The organism is Salinilacustrithrix flava (assembly GCF_041228405.1).
GTDB lineage: Bacteria > Actinomycetota > Acidimicrobiia > Acidimicrobiales > Salinilacustritrichaceae > Salinilacustrithrix > Salinilacustrithrix flava.
In genome coordinates, this window is record NZ_CP133888.1 from 4,000,256 (window position 1) to 4,026,992 (window position 26,737).

Sequence of the window (26,737 nt, forward strand, 5' to 3'; positions counted from 1 at the left end):
CCCGGTCCCCCTGCTGGACCGGGCCCCGTGACCTGGCGTGGGAGCGGCTCCGCCGCTCGGCCACGCGTGTGCTGGGTCAGCTGCCGATCACGCCGCCGTCGTCCTTCGTGATGACGACGGTGGCGTCACGGGGGACCACCCCGTCGGCCGTCGAGGGAAAGTTCGACTGTGCAGACGAACCGTTGCCGGGGTGCTGGATGTTCACGAACAGCACCGTGTCCTCCATGGTCGGCGTGATGCCCGTGACCTCGCAACCGGCCGGTCCGGTGAGGAAGCGCCGAACCTCCGCGCTCTCGGGATCGGCGACGACCATCTGGTTGTTCCTGCCCTCCGGTTGGCCGCCGTCCGTGAGGATCCACAGCCGGCCGTAGGGGTCGAAGTACACCGCGTCCGGGTCGGAGAACTTGTTCATCGCGTACGTCGGATCGGTGGGCGGACCGAACCCGTTGCTGGTGTCGCTCGGGTTGTCGGGATCGCCGGCGAGCAGGAAGATCTCCCAGGTGAAGCCGGTGCCGACGAAGTCGCCGTCGTCCATCCGCACGATGTGCCCGGACGGGTTGGGCGTGCGGGGGTTCGCACCATTGGCGGTCGAGCGCCCGCTGTTGTTGGTGCAGGCCACGTAGACCAGGTCGGTGTTGGGGTCGACCGTGATCCACTCGGGGCGGTCCATGGGGGTCGCACCGACGATGTCAGCGGCGATGCGGGTGTGGACGAGCAGATCGTCCATCCCCGAGAACCGGGCGTTGAGCGCAGGCACGTCCATGCTCAGCTCGAGCCACTGACCGGTGCCGTCCTCGTCGTAGCGGGCGACGTACAGCGTGCCTTCGTCGAGGGGGCTGATGCCCCGGGCACGCATCGACTTCCAGTTGGCCGCAGACACGAACTTGTACACGTAGTCGTTGGCCTGGTCGTCACCCATGTACCCGACGATGCGCTTGCCCTTGCCCTCGACGATCTCGATCGCCTCGTGCTTGACCCGACCCAGCGCAGTGCGCTTGATCGGAGTGACGCTGGCGTCCATCGGGTCGATCTCGACGATCCAGCCGAATCGGTTCGCCTCGTTCGCGTACTCGGGCTTCGAGAGGTCGAAGCGATCGTCGTGGACGTGCCAGCCGTAGCGGCTGCCGTCTCCCGTCAGCCCGTATCGCTCGTCCGCGTCGGTCGGCGTCGCACGCCTGCGGAAGTAGCCGTTGAAGTTCTCCTCGCACGTGAGGTAGGTCCCCCACGGGGTCCTGCCGCTGCCGCAGTTGTTGAGCGTGCCGGCGAAGCCGTTGCCGGCGCTGTTCTCCAGCAGCGGGCTGTCGGCCACCGGGCCCGAGAACGCGACCTCGGTGTTCCCCGTGATGCGTCGGTTCGTGGCCGGGTCAGGAACCACGGCCCAGCCGTCCCCCGACCTGCGGACCTTGACGACCGCGACACCGTGCAGCGCCTGGGAGATCTTCACGAACTCCTCGTCGTCCTCGGCGATCTCAGAATCGATCTCGCCGAGCCCGTTGCGGAGGTGGCTGTTCGTGCCGTACTCGTGGTTCAGGCAGAGCACGCCCTCGGACCCCGAGCGGTTGGTCGGGAAGAACCACATGCCGTCGTGACCGAGGCCGATCTTGCCCTCCTGGTCAGCAGCCGACGTCGGGATGCCATCGCTGAAGCCGGGCAGGATCGCGGTGCCCCACGGGAGGATGACCTGGGCGGTGTAGCCGTCGGGCACGACGACGCCGTTCTTCGCCGCGCTCAGCGGGATCCCGTCGAAGCCGAGCAGGTCACCGCCCTTGCCCTTCTTGCCGGCGAAGGCCGGCTGGGAGGAGGCGTTGCCGGGGGCCGGCTTGCCCTTGGCCAGCGCCGGGGACGTGCCGAGGAAGGTGATGGCGGCGGTGGCGAGCGAACCGCCGAGGACGGCGCGCCGCCCGATGCGGGCCGTCAGGATGTCGTCGAAGGGGCGGTTGTCGGTGGGGTTGGACCCAAGGTCCTCGAGCTCGAGCTCCATGGCGTTTCGTGCACCTCGCTGTGTGGGGATCAGACGAGGGCGAACGTAGGAAGCCGACCTTTCTCGGATGTGTGGGCTGGGCGGCCGGGCGCTGACCGTTGCGCGAACGGTCGGTGCCGAGGCCTCAGGCCTCGAGGACGACCGGCACGATCATCGGCTTGCGCTTGGTCTCGCGGTTCACGAACCGGCCGGCGGCGCGGCGCGCGGCCCGCTGGACGGCCTCGATGTCGCTGGTGTCCTTGACCTCCGCGACGGCCTTCTCGACCTCGTTGGCGCACTCGGCGAGCAGGCCCTCGGCCTCCTTCTCGTAGATCCACCCGCGGGTGACGATCTCGGGTCGGTTGAGCACCGCTCCGGTCTCGACGTCGACCGTGACGATGACCACGACCACGCCCTCCTCGGCCAGCACCTTGCGGTCGCGCAGGACGCCCTGGCCGACGTCGCCGATCGTGCCGTCGACGTAGAGGTAGCCCGCGGGGACCTTGCCGACGGCGCGCAGGCCGTCGTCGGTCAGCTCGAGCTGGTGGCCGTCCTCGCAGACCCAGACCTTCTCCTGGGCGATGCCCATGGCCCGGGCGATCTTGGCGTGGGCGACGAGGTGGCGGTACTCGCCGTGGACCGGGATGAACCACTCCGGCCGGGCGATGGAGTGGTACGTCTTGAGCTCCTCGGACTTGGCGTGCCCGGTGGCGTGGACGTCGGCGATGCCGGAGTAGACGACGTCGACGCCCTGGCGCACGAGGCCGTCGATGACCTTCGACACGTTCATCTCGTTGCCCGGGATCGGGTGCGAGCTGAGGATCACCGTGTCCTGCGGGGTGAGGGTGAGCCAGCGGCTCTCGGTGGCGGCCATGAGCGCGAGGGCCGACATCGGCTCGCCCTGGCTGCCGGTGGAGATGATGCAGACCTTGCCCGGCTCGTGCTTGTCGATCTCCTCGATGTCGATGAGGCTGCTCTCGGGGATGTTCAGCAGCCCGAGCGAGCGGGCCAGCTTCACGTTCTTCTTCATCGACATGCCGAGGGTGGCGATCTTGCGGTCGAACGCGACGGCGGCGTCGGCGATCTGCTGCACGCGGTGCACGTGGCTGGCGAAGCAGGCGGTGATGATGCGGCGCCCCTCGTGGGCGTGGAACAGGTCGTAGAGCACCCGGCCGACGCTGGTCTCGCTGGCCGAGTGGCCGCGCTCCTCCGCGTTGGTGGAGTCGGCGAGCAGCAGGCGGATGCCGGGGTCGTGGGACATGGCGCCGATGCGGGCCAGGTCGGTGAGGCGGCCGTCGACCGGGGTCAGGTCGATCTTGAAGTCACCCGAGTGCAGGATCGTGCCCTGCGGGGTGTGGAACGCGGTGGCGAAGCCGTGGGGCACCGAGTGGGTCGCCGGGATGAACTCGAGGTCGAAGGGGCCGACCTTGCGCCGCTCCCCGTCCTTCACGATGTTGAAGCTGGTGCGGTCGAGGAGACCGGCCTCCTCGATGCGGTTCTTGGCGAAGCCGAGGGTCAGCTCGGAGCCGTACAGCGGGAAGCTGATGTCACGCAGGAGGAACGACAGGCCACCGGTGTGGTCCTCGTGGCCGTGGGTGAGCACGGCGCCCTCGACCCGGTCGGCGTTGTCGTAGAGGTAGCTGAAGTCGGGCAGCACCAGGTCGACGCCGAGCATGTCCAGGTCGGGGAACATGAGCCCGCAGTCGATGAGCATGATCCGGCCGTCGACCTCGATGCAGGCGCAGTTGCGCCCGATCTCGCCGAGACCGCCCAGGAACGTGATCTTCACGGGAGCAGGCATGGCCTGCACCGTACTGGCCGGGTTCAGGTGCCCAGCGAGTCCCAGAGCTCCTTGGCCTGGACCTCGAGGCCGTCGGGGGTGGGGCCCATGGGCGGGCGGCACTCCCCCGCTGGGAGGCCGAGGGTGCGCAGCATCGCCTTGGTCGGGACCGGGTTGGGGGCGTCGAGGGTGGACTCGAAGCCGTAGGAGGGCAGCAGGGTCTGGTTGATGCGGGTGGCCTCGGCGACGTCGCCGGCGTCGAACGCGTCGAACATCGCCCGGATCTGCTCGCCGACCCAGTGCGACGCCACGCTGATCGCCCCGCGGGCGCCGACGGACAGCAGCGGCAGCGTGAGGTTGTCGTCGCCGGAGTAGACGTCGAAGCCCTCCGGTGCGCCGGCGATCACGCCGGCCGTCTCGGCCGGGCTGCCGGCGGCGTCCTTCAGGCCGACGATCGTGGGCACCTCGCGCGCCAGGGTGAGGATCGTGGCGCTGTCGACCTTGCGGCTGGTCCGACCCGGGATGTCGTAGAGGATGATCGGCAGGTCGGTGGCCTCGGCGATCATGCGGAAGTGGCGCAGCAGGCCGGCCTGGGACGGCTTGTTGTAGTACGGCGCCACCACGAGGAGACCGTCCACGCCGATGCCGGCCGCGGCCTCGGACTGGCGGATGGCGTGCGCGGTGTCGTTGGAGCCGGTGCCGGCGATGACGGGGACGTCGACCGCCTGGCGCACGGCCCGGAAGAGGTCGACGGACTCGGTGGCCGACAGCGTCGGCGACTCGCCCGTGGTGCCGTTGACCACCAGGCCGTCGCTGCCGTGGTCGACGAGCCAGCGGGCGAGGCGCTGGGTGCCGTCGAGGTCAAGGCGGCCGTCGCCGTCGAACGGGGTGACCATGGCGGTGAGGACCCGGCCGAACCGGCTCTCGCGGAGTGCGCCCATCACGGGCTCCCTTCAGTGGTGCGTTCTCGCCCGAGCGTGGCGAGCAGGTCTTCGTGCAGCTCGAACCAGCAGGAGTGGTAGCTCGGGAACATCGGCTTCGTGAGCCAATCGTGCTCCCCGGCGAGCACGTGGTCCAACGCGTACCGCAACCGTGTCTCGTGACCGGCGAAGCGATCGAGGCCGTCGCACAGCGCGAACAGCACCGGACGGACGTGCTGGTCGAGGGAGTGGAGGGCCTCCACGACGGAGCGGTCGTGGAACTCGTCGGTGTGGTCGTTGGCCACCGTGGCGCCGTTCACGGTGCGGAGCTGCCACATCGTGCAGATGGTGAGCATCTGGCGGTTGTAGGCGAGGAACTCCTCGTAGGCCGCCTCCACGTGGCGGCGCAGGCCGTGCTCGTCGAGCTCCTCGGCGAGCAGGCGCTCCCCCTCGGTCCGGCCGTCCGGCGTGAGCCCGAAGCCGGGGAAGCGACCGGTGCGGTGGTCGACGAGGCCTTCGACCTCGAGCAGCTGGAGCTCGGTGGCGATGTCGTCCACCCAGGCGCCCATGTACTCGGCCACCTGGTCCGGCTCGGCGCGACCGTGCAGGCGCAACCCGTGCAGGGCCAGCAGCCGCGGCGACGAGGCGACCGACATCAGGCCGAGGACCGGGGTCCTCGGAGCAGCCGGCCGGGCAGCTCGCCCGTGAACTGGTCGTCGGTGACGGTGACCTCGCCGGCGCAGATCGTGTGGCGGTAGCCGTGCGCTCGCTGCAGGAGGCGGCGGGCACCCGATGGCAGGTCGTGCACGATCTCGGGGGCGTGGACGCCGAGCGTGGCGTGGTCGATGACGTTGACGTCGGCTCGCATCCCCGGCGCCAGCAGCCCGCGGTCGAGCAGCCCGTACATCTCGGCGGTCTGGCGGGTCTGGCGGTGCACGACGTGCTCGAGGGGCATCGTGCCCGAGCCCTGCGTGCGGTCCCGCGCCCAGTAGCTGAGCATGAAGGTGGGCATGCCGCCGTCGCACACCGCACCGCAGTGGGCACCGCCGTCGGACAGGCCCATGCGGGTCTGGGGGTGCAGCTGCAGCTGGCGGGTGAGCTCCAGGTCGCCGTAGGCGTAGTTGAAGAGCGGGAAGTACAGCATCCCGGTGCCGCCGTCGCGGGCGAGGTGGTCGTAGGCGACCTCCTCGGGTCGTCGACCGGTGGCCTCGGCGATGCCGGCGACGGAGTCCTCGTAGCCCGGCTCGTAGGACGAGTCACCCTGGAACGGGAACATGCGCTCCCAGGTGGTCGTGACGAAGCGGGCGAAGTCGCCGCCGAGCGCGATGGGCTCCTCGTCGAGGAACCGCTGGCGCCACGCCGGGTCCTGGAAGCGGGCCTGCTTCTCCGCCGGCTCGAGGAAGGCCATCTCCCCCCAGGCCGGCTTGAACAGGAACGGGTGCAGCGTGAGCTCGAACGCGAAGAGGATGCCGATGGCCCGTCCGGCGACCTGGGCCACGACGGGCAGCCCGTCGGACGCGGCCTCCTCGAGCAGGCGCAGCGACGTCTGCCAGTAGTCGGGGTCGGTGTCGGGCTGGTTCAGGTTGAAGCTGACCGGTTGGCCGGTGAGGGCGGCGAGGTCGCGCATCCAGCCGAACTCGTCGCCGACCTTGACGTGGTCCGGGCTGTACTCGAACACGCCGTGACCCACGCGGCGGATGGCCTCACCGATGCCGAGGATCTCGTCGGTGCCGGCGGTGGTGCCGGGCACGAGCTCGCCATCGACGGACTTGTGGATCGGGGTGCGACTGGTGGAGAACCCGAGCGCCCCGGCCCGCAGGCCGGACTCGACCATCGCGGCCATGCGGGCGATGTCGTCAGCGGTGGCCGGCTCGTTCGCCGCGCCCCGCTCCCCCATCACGTAGGTGCGGAGCGCGCCGTGGGGGATCTGGGCGCCGACGTCGCAGACGTAGCGCCGGCGGTCGAGCGCGTCGAGGTAGCCCTCGAAGTCCTCCCACTCCCATTCGATGCCGTCGGCCATGGCCGCGCCGGGGATGTCCTCGACGCCCTCCATCAAGCCGATGAGCCAGTCCCGGCGGTCGGGGGCGACCGGGGCGAACCCGACCCCGCAGTTGCCCATGACGACGGTGGTGACGCCGTGGAAGCCCGACGGGGTGAGGTACGGGTCCCACGTGGCCTGGGCGTCGTAGTGGGTGTGCACGTCGACCCAGCCGGGGGTGACCAGCAGGTCGGTGGCGTCGATCTCCCGGCGGCCGGGGCCGGCGGACCCACCGTCGTCGCGGTCGACCACCTCGGCGATGCGGTCGTCGTCGATGGCGATGTCGGCGGCGCGGGCCGGTGCGCCGGAGCCGTCGACGACCGTTCCCCTTCGGATGACCAGGTCGTGCATGGCCCGATGGTAGGGCCGGGCGATGCCTACGCGGCTTGACGGAGCGACCGGTACAGGAGGCGGGCGTCGCCGAGGCGGTGGCGCAGCTCCCGCTCGAGGCCCGCGATCGGGTACAGGTTCTGTGGTGCCCGGGCGTCCTTGTGGGCTTCGGAGGCGAACCGCGGCAGGGCGAGCGTGCACCCGTCGGCGACGGCGGCTGCCTCGGCGACGGTGCGGTCGGGGCTGATCTCGCAGCGCACGACCCCGGCCCAGCCGTGGGACCGATCGCCGGGCAGGCGCAGGTACCACGACCAGCGGCGGAAGCGATCCCCGATGAGCAGCACCGGGGTGCGCTGGCCGGGCTCCAGCATCGGGATGACGTCCTGGACGACGGCGGGCAGGTAGGCGACGTGGTGGGTCTTCACGTAGCCGACGGCGTGGTCCATGCCCCGCCGCTCGCGCAGCGGCCCGTCGACCACGAGCAGGCAGTCGTCAGGGACCGGGGCCGAGACGGCGGATTCGAGGTCGGCCATCGCTCCCTGCAGGGCGAGGGAGAGGGCATCGCCGGCGCTGTCGGTGACCGGGCAGACGCCGAAGCGGCCGTGGCGGGTCACGATCGGCACCAGGTCGGGTGCGTCGGAGAAGACGCTGCGCCGCACCTGGGCATCGACCACGGTGGCGGAGCCGTTGCAGCGGACCACGCCGGCGGCGTAGCTGGCGCAGATCCCCTGGTGGACGCTGCCCCGGTCGGATTCGATCCACACCCGGGCCTCGACCCGGCGGACCCCGTCGACGAACGCGATCTCGTCGGGGACGGTGGTGCCGGGCGCGGGTGACCGCGGGGCCCACGCGTCCACCGGCACCTCGCACTCTGCGTCGACCGCGGCCTGGGTCTCCGCCAGGGCGTCGGGGCCCATCGGGCTGCCGTAGTCCGGGGCCCACTGCTCGATCGAGATCCGCATCTAGAGGTCCACCCGCTCGACCGTGGACGACTCGATGCCGCGCCGGACCTCGAAGCGCACCGGCACCCGGTCGGCGAGCTCGCGCACGTGGGACACCACGCCGACCATCCGGCCGCTGGCGCCCAGCTCCTCGATGGCGCTGGCGACGACGTCGAGGGTGTCGGGGTCGAGCGTGCCGAAGCCCTCGTCGAGGAAGATGGCGTCGAGGCTCGCCCGCCCGGAGCCGGACAGCTCGGTGACCCGCTCGGCCAGCGCCAGGGCCAGGGCGAGGGAGGCGAGGAACGTCTCGCCGCCGGAGAGCGTGCGGGCGAGGCGCCGCTCGTCGGCGTTGGCGTGGTCGATGACCTCGAACTGCTTCTTGTCGTCGATCGCCATCGCGTAGCGACCCGACGACAGCTGCTCGAGCCGTTCGGACGCGCCGGCGACGAGCGATGCCAGTGCCTCCTCGAGCAGCCACGCCTCGAACCGGCGGGGGCCGAGCTCGGTGGCGAGCAGCTCGTGGACGGCGCGCTGGTCGGCCACCGCCTCGCGCTCGGCCCGGTGGCCGGCGGCGCGCTGCCGGTCGGCGTCGAGGCGCTCGACCGCGGTGCGGGCATCGGCGGCCGCAGCGACGCACGCGTCGCGCAGGCGGGACGGATCGGGCACGGCGATGCCAGCTGCCGTCGCCGCGCCGACGAGCCGGCCGACGAGCTCGTCGTGGGCCTGCTGCATGCGGGCGCGCTCGTCGTCGACGGCGGCCAGGCCTCGGCGGGCGTCGGCCGCCTGCTGCTCGGCCCAGCCGGCCAGCGCGTCCCAGTCGGCGGCGAGGTCGTCACCCGTGGGCGGCGGACCGTAGGCCGCGACCCGGTCCCGGGCGGCGAGGAGGTCGTTCCGGGCGGCGGCTTCGGCCCGGGCGGCCCGGTCGAGGGCCTGGCGGGCGTCGGCGGCGCGCTGTCGGGCGGCCCGGTCAGCCCGCTGGGCCTGGGCCACCGCGGTGTCGGCCTCGACGATGGCGGCGAGGGCGGTGCGCAGCTCCTCAGCCGGGGCGGCGCCCGCCGTGGCGGCTTCGGCGCGGGCCAGCTCGGCCCGGCGCTCCTCCAGCTTGGCCCGCAGCGCGGTGAGGCCGCGATCGGCGTCCTGCCAGTCCTTCTCGGCGCGCCGTGCCGCGTCGACCGCGGCACGCTGCCGGGCCTCGGCGTCGTCGAGCGCACCGGCGTGGTGCGCCGGCAGCTCGCGGACCTCACCGCCGCAGACCGGGCAGTCATCGCCGGGGTGCAGGTGGCGGGCGAGGTCGGCGGCCGCGTGCTCGACCCGGGCGCCGGCCAGCGCGCGGTCAGCAGCATCGGCCTCCGTCTGGGCGGTCCGGAGCTGGTCGGCCAGCGGGACGACCGCGGCCTCGTGCTCGGCGACCATCCGTGCACCGGTGGCGACCCGCTCGGCCAGCGACTCGAGCAAGGCCCACGCATCGAGCCGGGCCTGCAGGACCGCCGGGTCGCCCAGGGCACCGCGAGCCTCGCGTGCCTCGTCGAGGGCGCGCACGGCGACGTCTTCGGCCTCGGTCGCCTCGGTCACGGCCCGCTCGGCCTCGGCTCGCCGCGACGCGACCGAGCCCACGTCGCCCGGGACCCGGATGCCGCTGAGCAGCTCGACCTGGCGGCGCAGGTCGCCGGCCTGGTCGTCGGTGCCGCGGACCTTGTCGAGCAGGGCGGCGAGCTCCGGTGCCGCGGCATCGAGGCGGTCGACGACCGTGGCGACCTCGGCGACGCGCGCCCGGGCGGCATCGACCGCGTCGTCGGTGGCGTGGGCGAGGTCGACCAGGTGCTCGTCGATGACGGCGATGCGGTGGTCGGCGGCCTGCACGCGGCGGCGGGCGGCCTGGGCGACCTGCTCGTAGACGCCGAGGTCGAGGAGCTTGACCAGCAGGTCCTGGCGCTTGGAGGTGGTGTCGTGGAGGAGGGCGGCGAACGCCCCCTGGGGCAGGACCACGCACTTGGTGAACTGCTCCAGGTCGAGGCCGAGCAGGTCGCACACCGCGGCGGTGACCGCCGGTGCGTCCGAGGCCAGCACCTCACCGCCGCGCTCGAGCCGGGCCTCCTTGGTGGACGCGCCGGTCTTGGTGCGCCGCACGATGCGGACGGCGGTGTGGGCGACGCCGTGGACCTCGAAGTCGAGCCGGACCCGCGCCTCGGGCCGGCCCTGGCTGATGACCGGGTGGACGAGGCCCTCCCGGCCGTAGCGCGGCACGGACCCGTAGAGGGCGAAGATCATCCCGTCGATGACGCTGGACTTGCCCGCCCCGGTGGGGCCGACGAAGGCGAACAGGTCGGCGTCGGTGAAGTCGACGACGGTGGGCTCGCGGAAAGCGGAGAACCCCTCGAGCTCGACGCGGACGGGCCTCACGAGCCGACCTCCTCGAGCAGCTCGTCGAAGGCGACGAGCAGCCGGGGGTCGTCCAGGTCGGCGACGTCGAGGTAGCTGCGGAACAGCTCGCTCGGCGACCGGCCGGCGACCGGGGCGTGGGTGGGCGTCGCTGGGTCCTCCGGCGACTGCACGAGCACGTCGACGCAGTGCGGGAACAGGGCGCGGACCTCGTCGGCCATCCCGGCCCGGCGGCGGTCGGTGACGACGATGCGGAGGAAGTCGTCGCCCGTGGTGCCGGCGAGGGGCTCGAGCTCGGGCAGCGAGCCCCGGAGCGTCCGCAGCTTCCGGCCGGCCTGGAGCGGGACCTCGCGGACGGCGGCCGGGACGCCGGGCTCGAGGTCGACGACGGTGACCGAGCTGGTGTTGGCCGTCTCGCCGAAGTCCAGCTGCAGGGGCGACCCGCTGTAGCGGATGCGGGTGGCGCCGGGGACGTCCTGGGACCGGTGGAGGTGGCCGAGTGCCACGTACTGCGCGGTGACGGGGAAGGCGAGGGCGCTGAGGCTGTAGTCCTCGATGGTGTGGACGGAGCGCTCGCCGCCCCCGGTGGTGCCGCCGGCGGCGAAGGCGTGGGCGCAGACGACGTTGACCGTGTCGGCGGCGAAGCCCTCGGTGAGGGCGCGCACGAGCACGCCCAGCCGGTCGGTGTAGGCCTGGGACAGCTGGTAGGCCTCGTCGCGCATCAGGGCATCGGCCCGCACGATGCCCCGCTTGGACACGAACGGGAGCATGGCCACCTGCACCGGGACGCCGCCGGCGTCGACGCGGACCACGCCGCCCTCGTCCGGCCGGGCGACCTGGGTGCGGACATGCACCCGGCCGAGCGTGAGCAGCGGGGCGACCGCCTCCAGCCGCCGGGCGTTGTCGTGGTTGCCGGCCACGACCAGCACGGGCGCGACCTCGGCCAGGTCGAGCAGGCCGCGGTAGACGACCTGCTCGGACTCGGGGCCGGGTGCCGAGGTCTCGAACAGGTCGCCGGCGACGAGGACCAGGTCGACGGATTCGGCGGCGGCGACGGTGGCCATCTCGGCCAGGACGGCGCGGTGCTCGTCGGCTCGGCTGGCGCCGCGCATGAGCTTGCCCACGTGCCAGTCGGAGGTGTGGAGGAGGCGCACGGCTACAGCCCCTCGAACGGGTCGTCGGGGATGGCAGTGGTGCCCGGCGTCGTGGACGGGCCGGTGGTGCCGTCGGTCTCGGAGAACCGCGTGGCCCAGGCCGGGAACGGGAACTCGACGACGACGGGCACGGGCAGCTGGGGCTGGCTCACGATCATCGTGCCCGGCTTGATGATGGTGGAGCGCTGGCGCTGCACGACGGGCAGCCAGCCGTACTCACCCCGGGTGGCCTCGGCGGAGTCGAGGCGACCCACGACGCGGATGGCGGAGTTGGCCACGACCCGCCGCTCGACCTCGCTGGCGGTCTGCTGGGCACCGATGAGGATGATGCCGAGCGAGCGGCCGCGCTCGGCCACGTCGAGCAGGAGCTCCTTGATCGGCGAGGTGCCCTCCCGGGGCGCGTACTTGTTGAGCTCGTCCAGCACCACGAACTGGAGCGGCTCGGCCGTGCCGGAGGCCTCCTTGGCCTGGAACGCCTGGCGCAGCACGACGCCGACGACGAAGCGCTTGGCCCGGTCGTTGAGGTTGTGGATGTCGACCACGGTGACCTGGTTGGCGTCGAGGTCGACCGGGTGGCTGCTGCGGCGCCGGACGTCGGCCCGGATGAGGTGCTCGAGGTGGTCGACCGCGCCGAACAGGCGCCGGACGAAGGCGCCGACCGTGCCGCCGCCGATGGCCCGGCCGGCCCAGTCGGCCACGGTGGCGTCGTCGTTGAGGCGGTCGTCCACGAGCTCGACCAGCTCCCGGAAGCGGGTGATGGACTGGCCCTCGATGACCACGCCGCCGCCGTCGGTGGGGGTTGCCTCCTCCAGCCGGCGGGCCACGTTGTGCACGACCATCGTGTACTGCTGGCGGTCGTCCTCGGCGTCGGCGAACAGGAACGGCAGCAGCCGCTGCTTGCAGAACTCCGCGATGGTCCAGAAGAACGGTGCAACGCCCGTGGCCCGGGAGCCGACCTGCGGCGTGGCGTTCGCATCGCCCGGCCGGGGCGGCGCCACGATGCCGACGCTGCGGAACGGGCCGGGCTGGAGCCCGAGCAGTCCGTAGCGCTCGCGCTGGGCCTCGTCCAGGCGGGCGTTGTGGTGGTCGAGGAAGAGCAGGTCCTCGCCCTTGACGTTGAAGATGAGGGCCTTGGTGTTCGCCGTGGCTGCCCCGAGCGCGCCCGAGTGGAACAGCGAGTAGAGCAGGAAGGTGGCGTAGGTGGTCTTGGTGGCCACGCCCGAGACGCCGGAGATGTTGACGTGGGCACCCCGGCTGCCGTCGAGGAACTCCTTGTCGATGAAGAACGGCTCGCCGTCCCGCGACAACCCGGCCGGCACCTTCTGGGCCATGTCGTCGAAGTGCAGGGCCCGACCCCGCTCGTCCCCCGTCGCCTTGCGCACGGCCGTGCCCGGCAGCGGCGGCACGAACACCTCGGGCTCGACCCGGGTGGTGATGACCTTGGCGGAACGGGACACCTGCGCCGGCAGCAGGCCGCCCTCGATGAGGAACACGTCGCTGTCGTACTGGGCCCCTTCGTGGCGGGCCCGGACCTGCTCGACCATGCCGTAGAGCTCCACCCGCTGACCGTCGGGCAGGGTGCGGTCCAGCGCGACGACGTCGTCGAGCTGGAGGAACTGGTCGTCCGCGATCCCGACCCAGTACTCGAGCGGCGTGGCGTCCTCGGTGCCGATGACCCGACCGACGGTGCCGGCCGCGGCCGGGGTCGTGGGGTCGAGGTCGTCGGTGGCCATGACGAGCGACGGTACCGACGAGGGGTGACAGGATCGGGGAGCCGCCCGTCACCTCGAGGTCAGATCGGTGGCTCCCCGGCCCGCACCGGGTGGCCGGGTGCGTCCTCGTCGAGCACCAGGCCCATGACCACCGAGTCCCAGAGCGAGCCGTCCTTGCGCCGGTACTGCCGGCGCCGGTAGCCCTCCTCGACGAACCCGAAGCGCTCGTACAGCGCCCGAGCCCGGTGGTTCCACGGCCAGTGCTCGAGCTCGAGCTTGTGCACGCCGGCCCCCCGGGCCCACTCGATCGCCTCCTCGACCAGCGCAGCACCGATGCCCTGGCCCCGGTGGCCGTCGGCGACGTTCATCCCCAGGTGGGCGATCCCGATCGGCGCGTGCATCGCCAGCGACCCGACCAGCGCACCGTCGATCTCGGCCACCAGGCAGACGGCGCTGGTCCCGGCCGCCTGCCGCTCGATGGTGTCCAGGTGCTTGGCCCGGTCGCCCTCGCGGTCGAGCGGCACCTGCGCCCCGATCCACACGCCCTCGCCCGCGACCGCCTCGCGCAGGTCGAGGAGCTCGTCGAGGTCGTCGCGCGTCGCCCGACGGATGGTCACGGCCATGGCGACAGTGTGCGACGAGGGCGCGTCGACTGCCCGCGATTTCCCTGCTGGCGCTGTCACATCCGACCCGGGCTACCTCGTCAGAGGGGCATGCAGGACCACCGAGAGATCCACATCATCGGCGGAGGGCTGGCCGGGCTGACCGCCGCCGCCTTCGCGGCCCGGGCCGGCGCATCTGTCGTCGTCCACGAGAGCCGCCAGCGACTGGGCGGCCGGGCCACCACCGACGAGCGCGAGGGCTTCCGCTTCGATCAGGGCCCCCACGCCCTCTACCTGGGCGGTCCCGCCATCGGGGCGCTGCGGGACCTCGGCATCGACCCCGCCGGGGTGACACCGAGCCGGCTGGGCACCCTCGTGCGCGACGGCGTCGTCCACGACGCACCCACGACGCCCGGCACGTTCCTGTCGACCAGCGTGCTCGGCGTCCGGGACAAGCTCGAGCTCGGCCGGGTGCTGGCCGGGATCGTCCGCCAGCGGGCCGCCGACCACGCGCACCGCACGGTCGAGGAGTGGGCCGACGACATGACCCGACGACCGGCGGTGCGCCAGGTGCTCGACGCCCTCGTGCGCCTCGCCACCTACGCCAACCATCCCGAGACCATGAGCGCCGACCTCGCGGTGCGCCTGCTGCAGCAGGCAAGCGGCCCCGGCGTGCGCTACGTGGACGGCGGATGGCAGGTGCTCGTCGACCAGTTGGCATCCGTGGCCACTGCCGCCGGGGCGCGCATCGAGCACGGGGCGGTCCGCAGCGAGGTGCCTGACGCTGCCGCAGTGATCGTCGCTGCGGGTGGCCCCGCCACGGCTGCGGCGCTCCTCGACGTCGAGTGGTCGGTGGGCCCGGCGGCCGAGGCCAGCTGCCTCGACCTCGGCCTGCGCGGGCGGCCGCCGGTGCCGTTCGCGCTCGGCGTCGACGAGCCCCTCTACGCCTCCGAGCACTCGATCGCCGGCGGCCGGGCGCCCGAGGGGAGCTCGGTGCTCGCCGTGGCCGAGTACCTCGGGGCGGATGCGGAGCCCGATCGCGAGCGGCTCGAGCGCTACGTGCGGACCATCGGCGTGCCCGATGACGACATCGTCGTGGAGCGGTACCTTCACCGCATGGTGGTGAGCACGGCGATCCCCGTGGCCGCCGGAGGGGGCATGGCCGGTCGTCCCGGCACCGAGGTCCCCGGGCGGCCCGGCGCCTTCGTCGCCGGCGACTGGGTCGGCCCCGAGGGCAACCTCAGCGACGCCGCCATCGCCAGCGCCCGGGCCGCGGCCCTCGCCGCCGTCCGCCACGTCGAGCGGCTCCCGGTCGTGGGATGAGCATCGAGCCGGCGACCAGCGCAGCCGCGGTGTTCGACGCCGAGCGGCCCCGGCTCGTCGCGCTCGCCTACCGGATGCTCGGCACGCCCGACGACGCCGACGACGTCGTCCAGGACGCCTGGCTGCGCTGGGCCGCCACCGACCGGTCCGCCATCGCCGAGCCGGCTGCGTGGCTGACCACGGTCACAACCCGACTGGCCATCGACCGGCTGCGGTCGGCGCAGCGCCGCCGGGAGGTCTACGTCGGCCCGTGGCTGCCCGAGCCCGTGGCCGCCGGTGACGAGGACGAGCCCTACGTGGCGGCTGCGTCGGCGGACTCCCTGACGCTGGCGTTCCTCACCGTCCTGGAGCGACTCCAACCGGTCGAGCGCGCCGTGCTGCTGCTGCACGACGTGTTCGGCTACCCCTTCGCCGAGGTGGCAGCGAGCGTCGGGCGCAGCGAGCCGGCGACCCGCCAGATCGCCCGGCGCGCTCGCGAGCGCGTCCGCGCCGACGGGCCCGAGCGCGACCGGGCGCCGGATGCGGCGCAGGCCGAGCGGCTCTCGGGCGCCTTCCTCGGCGCGGTGATCGAAGGGGACGTGGACGGGCTGCGCCGCCTCCTCGCCGACGACGTCGTGCACCTCTCCGACGGCGGCCCGCACCGGCGCGCCGCTCGCCGGCCGGTGGTGGGCGCACCGAAGGTGGCCCGGCTGCTGGTCAACCTGGCCAAGCGGGCCCAGCCCGGCACCCGATCCGCTCCGGTGCAGGTCAACGGCGAGCCGGGTTGGTACGTCACCGTGGATGGAGCCCCGGAGATGCTCCTGGTGCCGTCGTTCCGGGACGGTCGCGTGTCGCAGGTGTTCGCCATCCTCAACCCGGACAAGCTGGCCCGCTTCCACGCCGCCTGGGTGGCGCAGCAGTAGGGCGCCCCTGGGCGACGATTCGTCGACGATTCGTCGGAAGCGCTTGATTTCGGGCACTGCAGCCGTGCCCCCGGGAGGGGTTCTGCGCCCGGAACTGGCGAGGGGCATTTCGGGCGCCACAACCCTTCGCCCAGAAGGGGTCGTGTTCCCGAAGTCACGCAGCCGGCCGCCGATCGGTCGTGACCCTCCGGCTACCGTCGGTGCCGGCTTCCCCCGAGCACTTCCGAACGGAGGAAGCCGTGCGCCTGCACGACGTGGCCGCATTCATCGCCGAGGACCAGCTGGGCCTGGTCGCCCGGCGCCAACTGATCGACTGGGGCATACCCGGCCCGACGGTCGAGTCCGCCGTCCGCCGCGGGCACCTGGTGCCGATGGCCCGGGGCGTGTACCGCCTGCCGGGCGCACCGGCCACACCCGAGGTCCGGCTCCTCGCCATGGTGCTCGCCGTCGGGGACGGCGCCGTGCTGTCGCACCGCTCGGCGGCCTGGCTGTGGGATCTCCTCCCCCTGCCGACACGCCACGAGGTGTCGGTGCCCCGTGGTCGGTGCCCCCGACCGACGGACCTCGTCGTGCACCGGTCGTCCGACCTCGACCTGGCAATCGCCGGGTCGGTCCGTGGCCTGCCGGTCACCGGCGTCGGTCGGACGATCCTCGACTGCGCCGGCGACCCGACCATCGACGTCGAGCTCCTCATCGACGCGGCCCGGCGGGTGCACAAGATCTCGCGCACCCTGCTGCCGGCCACCGTGGTCGCCCACGCCCGATCCGGCCGACGTGGCATCCACCGGCTCACCGACCTGCTCATCCTCGACGAGATGCCCCACTCCGACTTCGAGCGACTCGTCTGTCGCTGGCTCACCGACCTCGGCATCACCGAGTGGTGCCTCCACCACCGCATCGTCATCCCGGTGCGGGGATCGCTGGAGATCGACATCGCCTGGCCCGAGCTGCGGGTGGCGTTCGAGCTGGAGGGGGCCGACCACCGGGACCGGTCCATCGTCCACGACGACGACACCGAGCGGCAGAACTGGTTGAGCATCGCCAAGTGGCACGTCGTGCGCTCGACCTACCGGCGCTGGGTCCGCCACCCGTCGGCCGTCCTGAACGAGCTTGAGGCCGCGCTGGCCCTGGCCCGATCCCAAGTTCGGGGCACGTGAGCCCTGCTCCGCGAGGGGTTTCCGTGCCAGAAGACCAACCCCGCAGCTCCGGGCGCCGCACCCCTCCACGACGGAGGGTAGGAGTGCCCGAAAACGGCACTGGGCGGCGATTCGTCGACGAATCGCCGCCCAGTGCGCGGACTCCAGATGCCGGTCGGCTCAGCCCTGGTTCGAGCTGTTCACCTCGCCCTCGGCGAGGGCGAACATCTCGTATTCCTCCTCGGTGTCGGCCCAGTCCTCGAACTGGATGACGCCGAGCTCGGTGAACTTCTGGCGCAGCCAGCCGTCGTTGCGGTCGAGCAGACCGAGCTTCTTGCAGTTCGGCACGATCTTGGCGAACAGCATCGACTGGAACATCGCCCGCTCCGGCGCGGCCATGACGAGCGGGAGCACCTCCTTGACGTCGAGGCCCATGCGGGCCCAGACCTCCTGCTGGAGGAACCGGTCGCGCATGCGCACGGCGGCCTCGAAGGCGAACTCCTGGCGCTCCTTCATCTCCACGTCGGAGAGCTCGGCGTAGTACTCCTTCAGCGACAGCACGCCGAAGGCCACGTGGCGGGCCTCGTCGGACATGACGTAGCGGAGCAGCTTCTTGAGCAGCGGCTCGGTGGTCATCTGGTGGATGAAGCCGAACGCAGCCAGCGCCAGGCCCTCGACCATGATCTGCATGCCCAGGTAGGTCATGTCCCAGCGGCTGTCCTCGATGATGTCGTCGAGGAGCAGGCCGAGGTGGGCGTTGAGCGGGTAGTGGCCCGACAGCTTGGTGTCGAGGTACTTGGCGAAGACCTCGACGTGGCGGGCCTCGTCCATCACCTGGGTGGCGGCGTAGTACTTGGCGTCGATCCACGGGACGGTCTCGACGATCTTGGCCGTGCAGAGCAGGGCGCCCTGCTCGCCGTGCATGAACTGCGACAGCATCCAGTTCTGGGACTCGACGCCGAGCTGCATCCACTCCTTCTCGCCCCACGTCGCGAAGGGGGTGCCGCTGACGTCCATCTCCGGGCCGAGGCCCCCGGCGCCGGCGGCGTTGGCGACGACCACCGCCTCCTGGTCGACCTCGATCGACCAGTCGAGGTCGGTCTCGCCGTTCCACATCGAGGTCTTGGCCTTCTCGTAGAGGCGGTTCAGGGCCGGGCGCTCGCCCTTCTCGTAGTTCCAGGTGAACAGCGCATCGGCGTTGTCCTGGACGGCGCGGATCAGCTCGCCCTCGTCGGACCCGACGACGGAGAGGATGCCCTCGATGTCGTGCAGGTCCTCGCGGCCGACGATGGCGGCGTTCTCGCTGGAGGCGGTGGTGTCGGTCATTGGGGGGCTCCTCGGGTCTGGGGGGGGTTCGGTCGGGCGGATGGTCAGGCGGTGAGCGCCGGCAGGAGGTGCCGGCGCACGAGGCGGGTGAGGGAGGCGTCGTCGCTCGGGTCGACCTGGGGGCTGGGTTCGAGCGCGTACGTGAGCACGACGCGCACCAGCAGCTCGGCCACCTCGGTGGCCGCATCGTCGGGTCGGGGGTGGTCGGCGCGGACGTGGGGCCGCAGGAACGGGGCGGCGAACGCCGCGGCGGCATCGAGGATGGGGCCGAGCCGGTGGAAGGCCACCTGGGACAGCAGCAGACCCGGTTCCGTCGCCAGGACGGTGCGCAGCGCCGGGTGCTCGGTGAGGAAGCGCAGCGCCCGGCCCACCCCGGCGACCAGCAGGTCCTCGGCGGCGTCGTGGCGGACCAGGTCGCCCGAGAGCTCCCCGAAGAAGCGGTGGACCTCACGGCCGAGCACGGCTTCGATCAGCACGTCCTTGCCGCCCGGGAAGGCCCGGTACAGCGTAGCCCGGGACACGCCGGCCTCCCGGACGACGTCGTCGACGGTGGTGCGGGTGATCCCGGTGCGGGCGATGCAGGCGAGGGCGGCGGTGCGGATGCGCTCCTCGGTGGCCGGCGCCACCGGTGCGGCGAGCCCCCGTGCATCGCTCGTCGAGATCGTCCCCATCACCGTGAGACACTACGGGGCGATCTGTCTCACTGTCTACGCAAATCGGACGTGACGTGCGTCACCCAGAAGCCACGACGCCGGCGAGGATGCGGTCCCGCACCAGGCGTCGCGCCTCGTCCGGATCGTCGAGATCCCAGCTGCCGGGGCTGCCGACGTAGCTGAGCAGGAGGCGGGCGGCGTGGTCACCGGCCTGGTCGACGTCGACGTCGGGTTCGAGCTCGCCGCGACCGGCTGCGTCGCCGAGGGTGGCCACGAGGTGGTGGGTGAGCCCGCTGGCGACCAGGGGCTGGACCGTGGCCAGGGACGGGACGATGGCGTCGGCCTCCTCGACCAGCAGCCGCTGCAGCACGTCGTGCTCACCGAGCAGCCGCTGCGCGGCAACGACGATGGCGGCGACGTGGTCGACCACCCCGGCGCTCGGGAGCGGCACCGAGTCCATGACCGCTCCGAAGAACCGCTCGACCTCGCGCTCGATCGTGCGGGCGATCAGCTCCTCGCGCCCGCCCGGGACGTGCCGGTAGAGCGTGGCCCGCGAGGTCCCGGCCCGCACCGCGACCGCCTCGACGGTCAGGGCGGCCAGGCCGTGCTCGGCGACCTCGGCGAAGGTGGCGTCGAGGATCCGGGCCGCCAGGTCGCTGCGGCTGGTCACCCCGGGGCCGGCTGGTCGACGGCCTGGTCGACGGGCTGGTCGGTCGGCTCGTCGATCCGCTCGCCGATGCGGTGGGCGACCCGCCGGAGGATGAGGACGTACACGACGGCGGTGAGGGCGGCGAAGATGAACCACTGCACGGCGTAGCTGCGGTGCGGTCCGGCGTCGAGCTCGGGGAGCGGCACCGGCGCGAGGGCGCTGGCGGCCGACGGGTCCGACGTCTGGCGCTGCACGACGACGGGCAGCACCTCGCCGCCGAAGGCCTCCTCGGCGGCCGACCGGCGCAGGCACGCCATGCCCACGGGGTCGCCGGCGTCGTCGGTCCGCACGCCGCAGTCATCCCCGTCCCAGGGGGTGGCGGTGCCCTCGATCGACACCGGCCCGTCGGGCGCCGGCTCGGGCTCGACCCGGCCCCCGTCGTTGAACTGGAAGCCGCGGTTGACGACCAGCGTCGAGCCGTCGTCGAGGCGCAAGGGGGTCAGGATCCAGGCCCCGGGTAGGCCGTCCTTGGAGCGGTTGTCGACGAGCAGATCGCCCTCGCCGTAGGTGCCGGAGGCCGAGACGGTGCGGAAGCGGAGCGCGTCGTCGTCACCGTCGGCCTCGGCGAGCGCGTCGGCGACCGGCACCGCGGGCAGCTCGGCCCGGGCCTCGATCGTGGCGTTGCGCTCGGCCCGCTCGTCGTGGCGGTCGAGCTGCCAGAGCCCGAGGGCGACGAACGCGACGACGCAGGCCACCGCGAACAGGTGCGACAGGATCCACAGCGGACGGAGGGCGAACCGGTACACCGCGGCCGAGACTACGGACCGGGCTCACCGGGACGGGATTCGCCCTCAGCGGGTGCGGAAGTTCGCCTCGCAGAAGGCGTTGCGCTGGCTCGGACCCATGCCGAGCAGGGTGTGCAGCGGCGTGTAGGAGAACGCCGTGCGGATCAGGAGCGCCTCGGCGGCGGCCACCTGCTCGATCTCCTCCGCGACCCGGTCCCGGGCCTCGGGGGTCGGTGCCGCGACGAGCCGCTCGGCGTTGCGCCAGGCCTGCTCCCGCCACGCCACGAGGGCTTGCACCATGACCGAGTTGTCGATCGAGGTGCCGGGGATGTCGCCGTCGTCCAGCGTCGGGTCGAGGAACTTCGCCGCCTCGGCCAGCAGGTACTGGTTGGTGGCGGCGAGGAAGTCGTTGACCCGGTCGTGGTCGGGCTTGCGGCTGGTGCCGTCGGGCTTGACCAGGCCGATGTCGGCGAGGACGAAGGGCAGGTCGCGGTTCACGTGGGCGTTCATGCCGAGGAAGACGTTGCCCGTGCCACTGACCCGCTGGCGCTCAGCGCTGTCGAAGGCGATGCGCCACGCCGGCGACACCTCACCGATGGCGCCCCGGTCCCAGTCGTCGAGCTGCTCGAAGTAGTAGTCGGCGAACACCGCATCCTGGTGGTTGATGAACGCGTTGTCGGTGAAGAACTCGGGGTCCTCGACCGCCCGTCGGTACTCCTCGGTGGTGAGCAGGTAGGTGAAGGCGAAGGTCGAGTCGTGGTCGCAGCCGAGCGCGTTGAAGCGCTTGGTCATCTCGCGGATGACGCGGTCGACGCAGTTCAGGTGCCCCTTCTTGCACTCGTCGCTCTCGGAGGCGACGTAGGTGTCGGGGGTCGTGGCCAGCAGGTACGTCGGCCAGTTCAGGAAGAACGGGTCGTCGTAGCTGGACGTCTCTTCGCTGTCGGAGCCCGACAGCAACCCGGCGCCGGCTGGCGCCGCGGTTCCGATCAGCAACGCCGTCACCAGGACGGCCACCATGGCCTTTGTCGTGCGCACCCGCGATTCCCCCTCCGCGTCCTCTCTCCGCCACCCACCGTCACATGCCGTGACAGTTGACGACCATGGCCCGATCGGGTGGTTTCCACTCCTGCGATCGGGCCATGGCCGAGGTCGCCGGCGGCCCACCGAGGGAGCGGCCTGCAAGACTCGTCGGCCGTGACCGACCAGCCGGCCCTGGCGAGGCACCCACCGAGCCCGCACACACTGAAGCTCCTGGTCGCGCCCGTGATCTTCCTGGTGATCTGCTCGAACGTCGCCAACGTCATGTGGCCGACGCTGCAGGAGGACCACCCGCTCCTGCTCATCGCGCTGAGCAGCATCAACCGCTACCTGATCCTGGTGTCGGACCAGCTCGACGCCCTCAGCTACTACGGCGTCGGCACCCTGCGGCTGCTGGTCTCGGACCCGCTCTTCTTCCTGCTCGGATACTGGTACGGCGACCGGGCCCTGGCGTGGATGGACCAGAAGTCACCGGGCTACGGGCCGATGCTGCGCACCGCCCAGCGCTGGTTCGGCAAGGCGGCCTGGCCGCTGGTGCTGATCGCCCCGAACAACTTCATCTGCCTGTTCGCCGGCGCGGCCGGCATGCGCATCAGCTGGTTCTTCGCCCTGAACATCACCGGCACCGTCGGGCGCCTCTACCTGATCCGGGTCCTCGGCGAGGCGTTCGCCTCCCCCATCGACAGCTTCCAGGACCTGGTCGCCGAGTACCGCTGGTGGTTCATCGGCGCGTCCGCCCTGCTGGTGCTGTTCAGCCTGCGAGGCGAGGTCAAGGGTGGCGGGGAGATCGACCAGCTCGTCCACATCGACGAGGAGCTGGCCGAGCCCGCCGAAGCCACCGGCGAGACCGGCGACGAGGCCCCGGCGCCGCGGCTCGAGGAGGAGCGATGAACGGAGTAGCGGTGGACGAGGGACGGATCGCGGTCGTCACCGGGGCGAGCGCCGGCATCGGCGCGGCCACCGCCCGCCTGCTGGCCGACGACGGCTGGCACGTCGTGCTCGGGGCGCGCCGGCTGGACCGGATCGAGGCCCTCGCCACCGAGCTCGACGGCACCGCCATCACCCTCGACGTCACCGACCCCGAGTCGGTCGAGGCCTTCGTCGGGGCGGTCGACAGCTGCCACCTGCTGGTCAACAACGCCGGCGGCGCCCTCGGCGTCGAGTCCCTCGCCGAAGCCGTCGACGAGAAGTGGATCTCGATGTTCGAGACCAACGTGCTCGGGCTCATGCGCATGACCCGGGGCCTGCTCCCCCGCCTCGTCGCGTCGGGCGACGGCCACGTCGTCAACGTCACCTCCATCGCCGGGCTGCAGGGCTACCCCGGCGGGTCGGGCTACAACGCGGCCAAGTTCGGCGCCCACGGCGTCACCGAGTCCCTCCGCCACGAGCTGCTCGGCCAGCCGGTGCGGGTCACCGAGATCCTCCCCGGCCTGGTCGAGACCGAGTTCAGCGTCGTGCGCTTCGACGGCGACGCCGAGCGCGCCGCCCAGGTCTACGCCGGGTTGCAGCCGCTGACCGCCGACGACGTGGCCGAGTGCATCCGCTGGGCGGTGTCGCGTCCGAGCCACGTCAACATCGACTCCATCGTGGTCAAGCCCCGCGCCCAGGCCGACGCCTTCCGCACCCACCGAGAGAGCTGATGACCGCCACCATCCGACGCCAGTCGGCGCACCCCCCGCTGGGTGCCCGCACGCCTGCCCGCAACGAGGACTTCTTCGACGAGGCCCAGCTCACCGAGCTGCGGGCCTACAGCCGGCCCCGCAAGAGGGTCGACCTCGCGGCCAAGGTCGTGGTCGGCGCCATCGACCTGGCCCTGATCTTCGTGCTCGACCTCGGCCCCGAGGTCGCCGGCTGGGTCGACGGGGCGCCGTGGCCGCTGCAGCTGGTGGTGGTCGCCGGCCTGTTCGCCCTGATCTCCCAGGTGCTGCTGCTGCCGGTGGAGTGGTGGGCGACGATGGTGCACGACCGTCGCCACGGCCTGTCGAACCAGAGCGCCGGGCTGTGGGCGGGTGACCAGGTGAAGGGCCTGGTGCTCAACGTCGTGCTCTCGGCCCTGCTGCTCGTGCCGATCTTCTGGGCCATCCGGACCTTCGACACGTGGTGGCTGGTGGGCGGACTGCTGTTCCTGGGCATCGCCCTGTTCCTGAACTTCGTCTACCCGGTGCTGATCATGCCGAGGTTCAACAAGTTCACGCCGATGGAGCCGGGACCGCTGCGGACCCGCATCGAGGAGATCGCCGAGCTGGCCGACACCAGCATCGAGGGCGTGTACACGATGGACGGCTCGAAGCGCTCCCGCCGGGGCAACGCGTTCGTCGCCGGCTTCGGGCCGACCAAGCGGGTGGTCGTCTACGACACGATGATGGAGTTCCCGCTCGAGCAGATCGCCCAGGTGGTGGCCCACGAGATCGGCCACTACCGGCTCAACCACATCCCCAAGACGTTCCCGCTGGCCGGGCTGCAGATGCTCATCACGCTCGCCTTCGTGCAGTACGTGGTGGGCAGCGACACCGTGCTCGGCTGGGCCGGCGTCGACGATCTGGGCGACCCCGGCGCGGCGCCGCTGTTCCTGCTCGGCCTCGGGCTGCCCATGGCCGTGCTCGGCCTCGTCTCGGCCTGGGTGTCGCGGCGCAACGAGCGGGAGGCCGACCTCGAGGCGCTGGAGCTGCTCGGCGACCCGACCAGCTTCGTGGCCATGTGGCCCTCGTTCGTGGCACTCAACAAGGCCGACCTGGAACCGGGCTGGTGGGACCGCCTGAACGCCAGCCACCCGGGCGTCGCCGAGCGGATGCAGTTCGGCCTCGACTGGGCCGAGCTGAACGGCGTCCCCGCCAGCTCGCCGGAGATCGCTGCGGTGCCGGAACGCTCGTAGATCTGGCCTAGAGGCCGAGGACGTCGTCGAGGCCGACGGTGATGCCGGGGCGGTCGCCGACCGCCTTGACGGCGAGCAGCACGCCGGGCATGAACGACGAGCGGTCGTAGGAGTCGTGGCGGATCGAGAGGGTCTGGCCCTCGGTGCCGAGCAGCACCTCCTGGTGGGCGACCATGCCGCGCATGCGCACCGAGTGGACGCGGATGCCGGCGGGGCCTTCGGCGCCCCGGGCGTGGTCGATGACCTCCTTGCGGGTCGGGTCCTCGGCCCACTCCTCCGACGCGGCCGCCATCCGCTCGACCGTGAGCATGGCCGTGCCGGAGGGGGCATCGACCTTCTCGTCGTGGTGGTACTCGAGCACCTCGGCGGTCTGGAACCACGGTGCGGCCAGCTCCGCGAAGCGCATCATCAGCACGGCGCCGATGGCGAAGTTCGGCACGATCATGCAGTTGGAGTCGGTGAAGGTCGACTCGAAGCGGGCGAGGTCGTCGGCGGAGAACCCGGTGGTCCCCACGACGGCGTGGACCCCGTGCTCGGCGGCCCAGGCCAGGTTCTCCCGCGCCGCGTCCAGGTGGGTGAAGTCGACCACGACGTCGACGCCGGCACGCTCGAACGCCTCGGCGCCGCCCGCCACCGTGAGCTCGGGCAGGTCGGTGCCCCGGGCGACGAGGTGCAGGTCGATGCCCTCGTGGTGGGGGTCGACCGCCGACACCAGCTCGCACGCACTATCCGCAGCGACGGCAGCACACACCGTGCTCCCCATCCGTCCGCCGGCCCCGAAGACTCCCACCCGAATCGTCATGTCCGGAAGAGTAGGCAACCGGCGCATGTTGACGCGGCGTCAACAGGGCGACACCGGGTCAGCGGCTCGGTACCTTCCGCTCATGACCCCCCGATGTCGACCACGGCCCGCCCGCAGCGGGCGTCGACCCTCCTGCCGTCGCCACCTCGCCGTCGTCAGACGGCTCGGGCCAACCGGGTGGTGTCGACCGGGCCGACCGCAGCGACCGAGCGGGGCGCGCTGAGCACCTGCTCCAGCACGGCGTTGACGTCGTCGACGGTGACGGCGTGCAGGCGCTCGAGCTGCTCGTCGATGCTCACGACCGAGCCGGTGGACAGCAGCATGCGGCCGAGGCGGGTCATTCGCGAACCGGAGTCCTCGAGGCCGAGCTCGGTGGCGCCGGCCAGGTAGCCGGTGGCGACCCGGACCTCGTCGGCGGTGACGCCGCCGGTGAGGATGGTGTCGAGCTCGGATTCGAGGGCGTCGAGCAGCTGGGGTGAACGACCGGGTGACGTGCCGGCGTAGACGCCGAGCAGGCCGGCGTCGGAGTACGAGGACACCCAGGAGTACACCGAGTAGGCCAGGCCCCGCTCCTCGCGGATCGCCTGGAAGAGTCGGGACGACGAGCCTCCGCCCAGGACCTGGTCGGCGACGTGGAGGGCGTAGCGGTTCTCGTGGTCGAGGGGCAGGCCGCGCCAGCCGAGGATGACGTGCACCTGCTCGCCGTCGCGCACCTGGGTGCGCAGCTCGTCGACGTCGGGGGTCGGGGCGTGCCGGGCGGGCTCGACCCCGCCGTCGCCGCCGCCGAGGCGCTCGGAGACGACCTCGCACAGCTCGTCGTGGTCGACCTTGCCGGCCGCAGCCACGACCAGGTTGGCCGGCCGGTAGTGGGTCTCGAAGAAGCCGAGGATGTCGTCGCGGGTCATGGCCCGCACGGTGTCCTCGTCGCCCAGGACCTCGCGCCCGAGGGCGTGGCCGGGGAACAGCGCCTCCATGGACAGCGTGTGGACGCGGTCCTCAGGGGTGTCGAGCGCGGCCCAGAGCTCTTCGAGGATGACCTCGCGCTCGGCGTCGATCTCGTGGGGACGCAGCGCCGGCGCCGACAGGATGTCGCCGACCAGCTCCATCCCGAGGCGCCAGTGCGCGGCCGGGAGCCGGGTGACGAACGTCGTGTGCTCCCGGGCGGTGAACGCGTTCATGTCGCCGCCGACGGCGTCGACGGCTTCGGCGATGGACCGCGCCGAGCGGGCCTCGGTCCCCTTGAAGAAGAGGTGCTCGAGGAAGTGCGACGCACCGGCCAGCTCGGCCGGCTCGTCGCGGCCCCCGACGGCCACCCACACACCGGTCGTGACCGACCGGGCATGCGGCATGGCGTCGCTGACGACGCGGACGCCGTTGGGCAGAGTGGTGGTGCGGGGCTCAGGATCGAGCCCCGCACCAGCGTCACCCACGTGCG

Annotated in this window: 23 protein-coding genes; 6 read left to right on the forward strand and 17 right to left on the reverse strand. The window is 72.1% G+C overall.

Going from position 1 to position 26,737, the window contains the following annotated elements:
* Nucleotides 1–76: 76 nt before the first annotated feature.
* From RGQ06_RS19580 to RGQ06_RS19625, 10 genes are all read right to left on the reverse strand, one after another.
* Nucleotides 77–1,981, reverse strand: coding sequence for a PhoX family protein (locus RGQ06_RS19580; protein ID WP_432428065.1), 1,905 nt, complete (start codon nt 1,979–1,981; stop codon nt 77–79).
* Between the two features lie 124 nt (nt 1,982–2,105).
* The gene (locus RGQ06_RS19585; protein ID WP_432428066.1) at nt 2,106–3,761 is read right to left on the reverse strand and encodes a ribonuclease J; all 1,656 of its coding nucleotides are present in this window, start codon (nt 3,759–3,761) and stop codon (nt 2,106–2,108) included.
* A 23-nt stretch (nt 3,762–3,784) separates the two neighbouring features.
* On the reverse strand, nt 3,785–4,681 hold the full coding sequence (gene dapA / locus RGQ06_RS19590; protein WP_432428067.1) for a 4-hydroxy-tetrahydrodipicolinate synthase: 897 nt from the start codon (nt 4,679–4,681) through the stop codon (nt 3,785–3,787).
* Nucleotides 4,681–5,316, reverse strand: a complete 636-nt coding sequence (locus RGQ06_RS19595; RefSeq protein ID WP_432428068.1) for a transcriptional regulator — start codon at nt 5,314–5,316, stop codon at nt 4,681–4,683. The genes dapA and RGQ06_RS19595 overlap by 1 nt, the downstream gene beginning before the upstream one ends.
* Nucleotides 5,316–7,049 carry an N-acyl-D-amino-acid deacylase family protein gene (locus RGQ06_RS19600; protein WP_432428069.1) on the reverse strand — a complete coding sequence of 578 codons (1,734 nt, stop codon included), beginning with the start codon at nt 7,047–7,049 and terminating at the stop codon, nt 5,316–5,318. Before RGQ06_RS19600 ends, RGQ06_RS19595 begins: the two co-directional genes overlap by 1 nt.
* Before the next feature lie 26 nt (nt 7,050–7,075).
* Nucleotides 7,076–7,990: a hypothetical protein gene (locus RGQ06_RS19605; protein ID WP_432428070.1), complete on the reverse strand. Its 915-nt coding sequence runs from the start codon at nt 7,988–7,990 to the stop codon at nt 7,076–7,078.
* Nucleotides 7,991–10,369: an AAA family ATPase gene (locus tag RGQ06_RS19610; RefSeq protein WP_432428071.1), complete on the reverse strand. Its 2,379-nt coding sequence runs from the start codon at nt 10,367–10,369 to the stop codon at nt 7,991–7,993.
* Nucleotides 10,366–11,502, reverse strand: coding sequence for an exonuclease SbcCD subunit D (locus RGQ06_RS19615; protein ID WP_432428072.1), 1,137 nt, complete (start codon nt 11,500–11,502; stop codon nt 10,366–10,368). The genes RGQ06_RS19610 and RGQ06_RS19615 overlap by 4 nt, the downstream gene beginning before the upstream one ends.
* A 2-nt stretch (nt 11,503–11,504) precedes the next feature.
* Complete coding sequence (locus RGQ06_RS19620) at nt 11,505–13,235, reverse strand: ATP-binding protein (RefSeq protein ID WP_432428073.1); 1,731 nt, start codon at nt 13,233–13,235, stop codon at nt 11,505–11,507.
* A gap of 59 nt (nt 13,236–13,294) precedes the next feature.
* On the reverse strand, nt 13,295–13,837 hold the full coding sequence (locus RGQ06_RS19625) for a GNAT family N-acetyltransferase (RefSeq protein WP_432428074.1): 543 nt from the start codon (nt 13,835–13,837) through the stop codon (nt 13,295–13,297).
* A 90-nt stretch (nt 13,838–13,927) separates the two neighbouring features.
* Here RGQ06_RS19625 and RGQ06_RS19630 point away from each other — a divergent pair, with 90 nt between their 5' ends.
* The 3 genes from RGQ06_RS19630 to RGQ06_RS19640 all read left to right on the forward strand — a co-directional run bounded on the left by RGQ06_RS19630 (nt 13,928) and on the right by RGQ06_RS19640 (nt 17,198).
* Nucleotides 13,928–15,139 carry an FAD-dependent oxidoreductase gene (locus tag RGQ06_RS19630; protein ID WP_432428075.1) on the forward strand — a complete coding sequence of 404 codons (1,212 nt, stop codon included), beginning with the start codon at nt 13,928–13,930 and terminating at the stop codon, nt 15,137–15,139.
* The gene (sigJ, locus tag RGQ06_RS19635) at nt 15,136–16,041 is read left to right on the forward strand and encodes an RNA polymerase sigma factor SigJ (RefSeq protein ID WP_432428076.1); all 906 of its coding nucleotides are present in this window, start codon (nt 15,136–15,138) and stop codon (nt 16,039–16,041) included. The genes RGQ06_RS19630 and sigJ overlap by 4 nt, the downstream gene beginning before the upstream one ends.
* 239 nt (nt 16,042–16,280) lie before the next feature.
* A complete protein-coding gene (locus RGQ06_RS19640) occupies nt 16,281–17,198 on the forward strand; it encodes a type IV toxin-antitoxin system AbiEi family antitoxin domain-containing protein (RefSeq protein ID WP_432428077.1) in 918 nt (305 codons plus the stop codon).
* A 159-nt stretch (nt 17,199–17,357) separates the two neighbouring features.
* On the opposite strand, the gene RGQ06_RS19645 is transcribed toward RGQ06_RS19640, so the two are convergent.
* The 5 genes from RGQ06_RS19645 to RGQ06_RS19665 all read right to left on the reverse strand — a co-directional run bounded on the left by RGQ06_RS19645 (nt 17,358) and on the right by RGQ06_RS19665 (nt 21,625).
* On the reverse strand, nt 17,358–18,503 hold the full coding sequence (locus RGQ06_RS19645; RefSeq protein WP_432428078.1) for a ferritin-like domain-containing protein: 1,146 nt from the start codon (nt 18,501–18,503) through the stop codon (nt 17,358–17,360).
* Nucleotides 18,504–18,547: 44 nt separating this feature from the next.
* Entirely contained in the window at nt 18,548–19,174 is a 627-nt protein-coding gene (locus RGQ06_RS19650) for a TetR/AcrR family transcriptional regulator (protein WP_432428240.1), read from the reverse strand.
* Nucleotides 19,175–19,235: 61 nt separating this feature from the next.
* Nucleotides 19,236–19,826 (reverse strand): TetR/AcrR family transcriptional regulator, encoded by a 591-nt coding sequence (locus tag RGQ06_RS19655; RefSeq protein WP_432428079.1) that lies wholly within the window; start codon nt 19,824–19,826, stop codon nt 19,236–19,238.
* On the reverse strand, nt 19,823–20,611 hold the full coding sequence (locus tag RGQ06_RS19660; RefSeq protein ID WP_432428080.1) for an SURF1 family protein: 789 nt from the start codon (nt 20,609–20,611) through the stop codon (nt 19,823–19,825). The genes RGQ06_RS19655 and RGQ06_RS19660 overlap by 4 nt, the downstream gene beginning before the upstream one ends.
* Before the next feature lie 45 nt (nt 20,612–20,656).
* Entirely contained in the window at nt 20,657–21,625 is a 969-nt protein-coding gene (locus RGQ06_RS19665; protein ID WP_432428081.1) for a DUF5995 family protein, read from the reverse strand.
* Between the two features lie 159 nt (nt 21,626–21,784).
* Here RGQ06_RS19665 and RGQ06_RS19670 point away from each other — a divergent pair, with 159 nt between their 5' ends.
* From RGQ06_RS19670 to RGQ06_RS19680, 3 genes are read left to right on the forward strand one after another with little or no spacing between them, the layout of a single operon-like run.
* Entirely contained in the window at nt 21,785–22,519 is a 735-nt protein-coding gene (locus RGQ06_RS19670; RefSeq protein WP_432428082.1) for a DedA family protein, read from the forward strand.
* Entirely contained in the window at nt 22,516–23,268 is a 753-nt protein-coding gene (locus RGQ06_RS19675; protein ID WP_432428083.1) for an SDR family NAD(P)-dependent oxidoreductase, read from the forward strand. Before RGQ06_RS19670 ends, RGQ06_RS19675 begins: the two co-directional genes overlap by 4 nt.
* Nucleotides 23,268–24,500, forward strand: coding sequence for a M48 family metallopeptidase (locus RGQ06_RS19680; protein WP_432428084.1), 1,233 nt, complete (start codon nt 23,268–23,270; stop codon nt 24,498–24,500). Before RGQ06_RS19675 ends, RGQ06_RS19680 begins: the two co-directional genes overlap by 1 nt.
* Nucleotides 24,501–24,507: 7 nt before the next feature.
* On the opposite strand, the gene dapB is transcribed toward RGQ06_RS19680, so the two are convergent.
* Nucleotides 24,508–25,302: a 4-hydroxy-tetrahydrodipicolinate reductase gene (gene dapB, locus RGQ06_RS19685; protein WP_432428085.1), complete on the reverse strand. Its 795-nt coding sequence runs from the start codon at nt 25,300–25,302 to the stop codon at nt 24,508–24,510.
* A 155-nt stretch (nt 25,303–25,457) separates the two neighbouring features.
* Entirely contained in the window at nt 25,458–26,732 is a 1,275-nt protein-coding gene (locus RGQ06_RS19690) for a M16 family metallopeptidase (protein ID WP_432428086.1), read from the reverse strand.
* Nucleotides 26,733–26,737 lie beyond the last annotated feature (5 nt).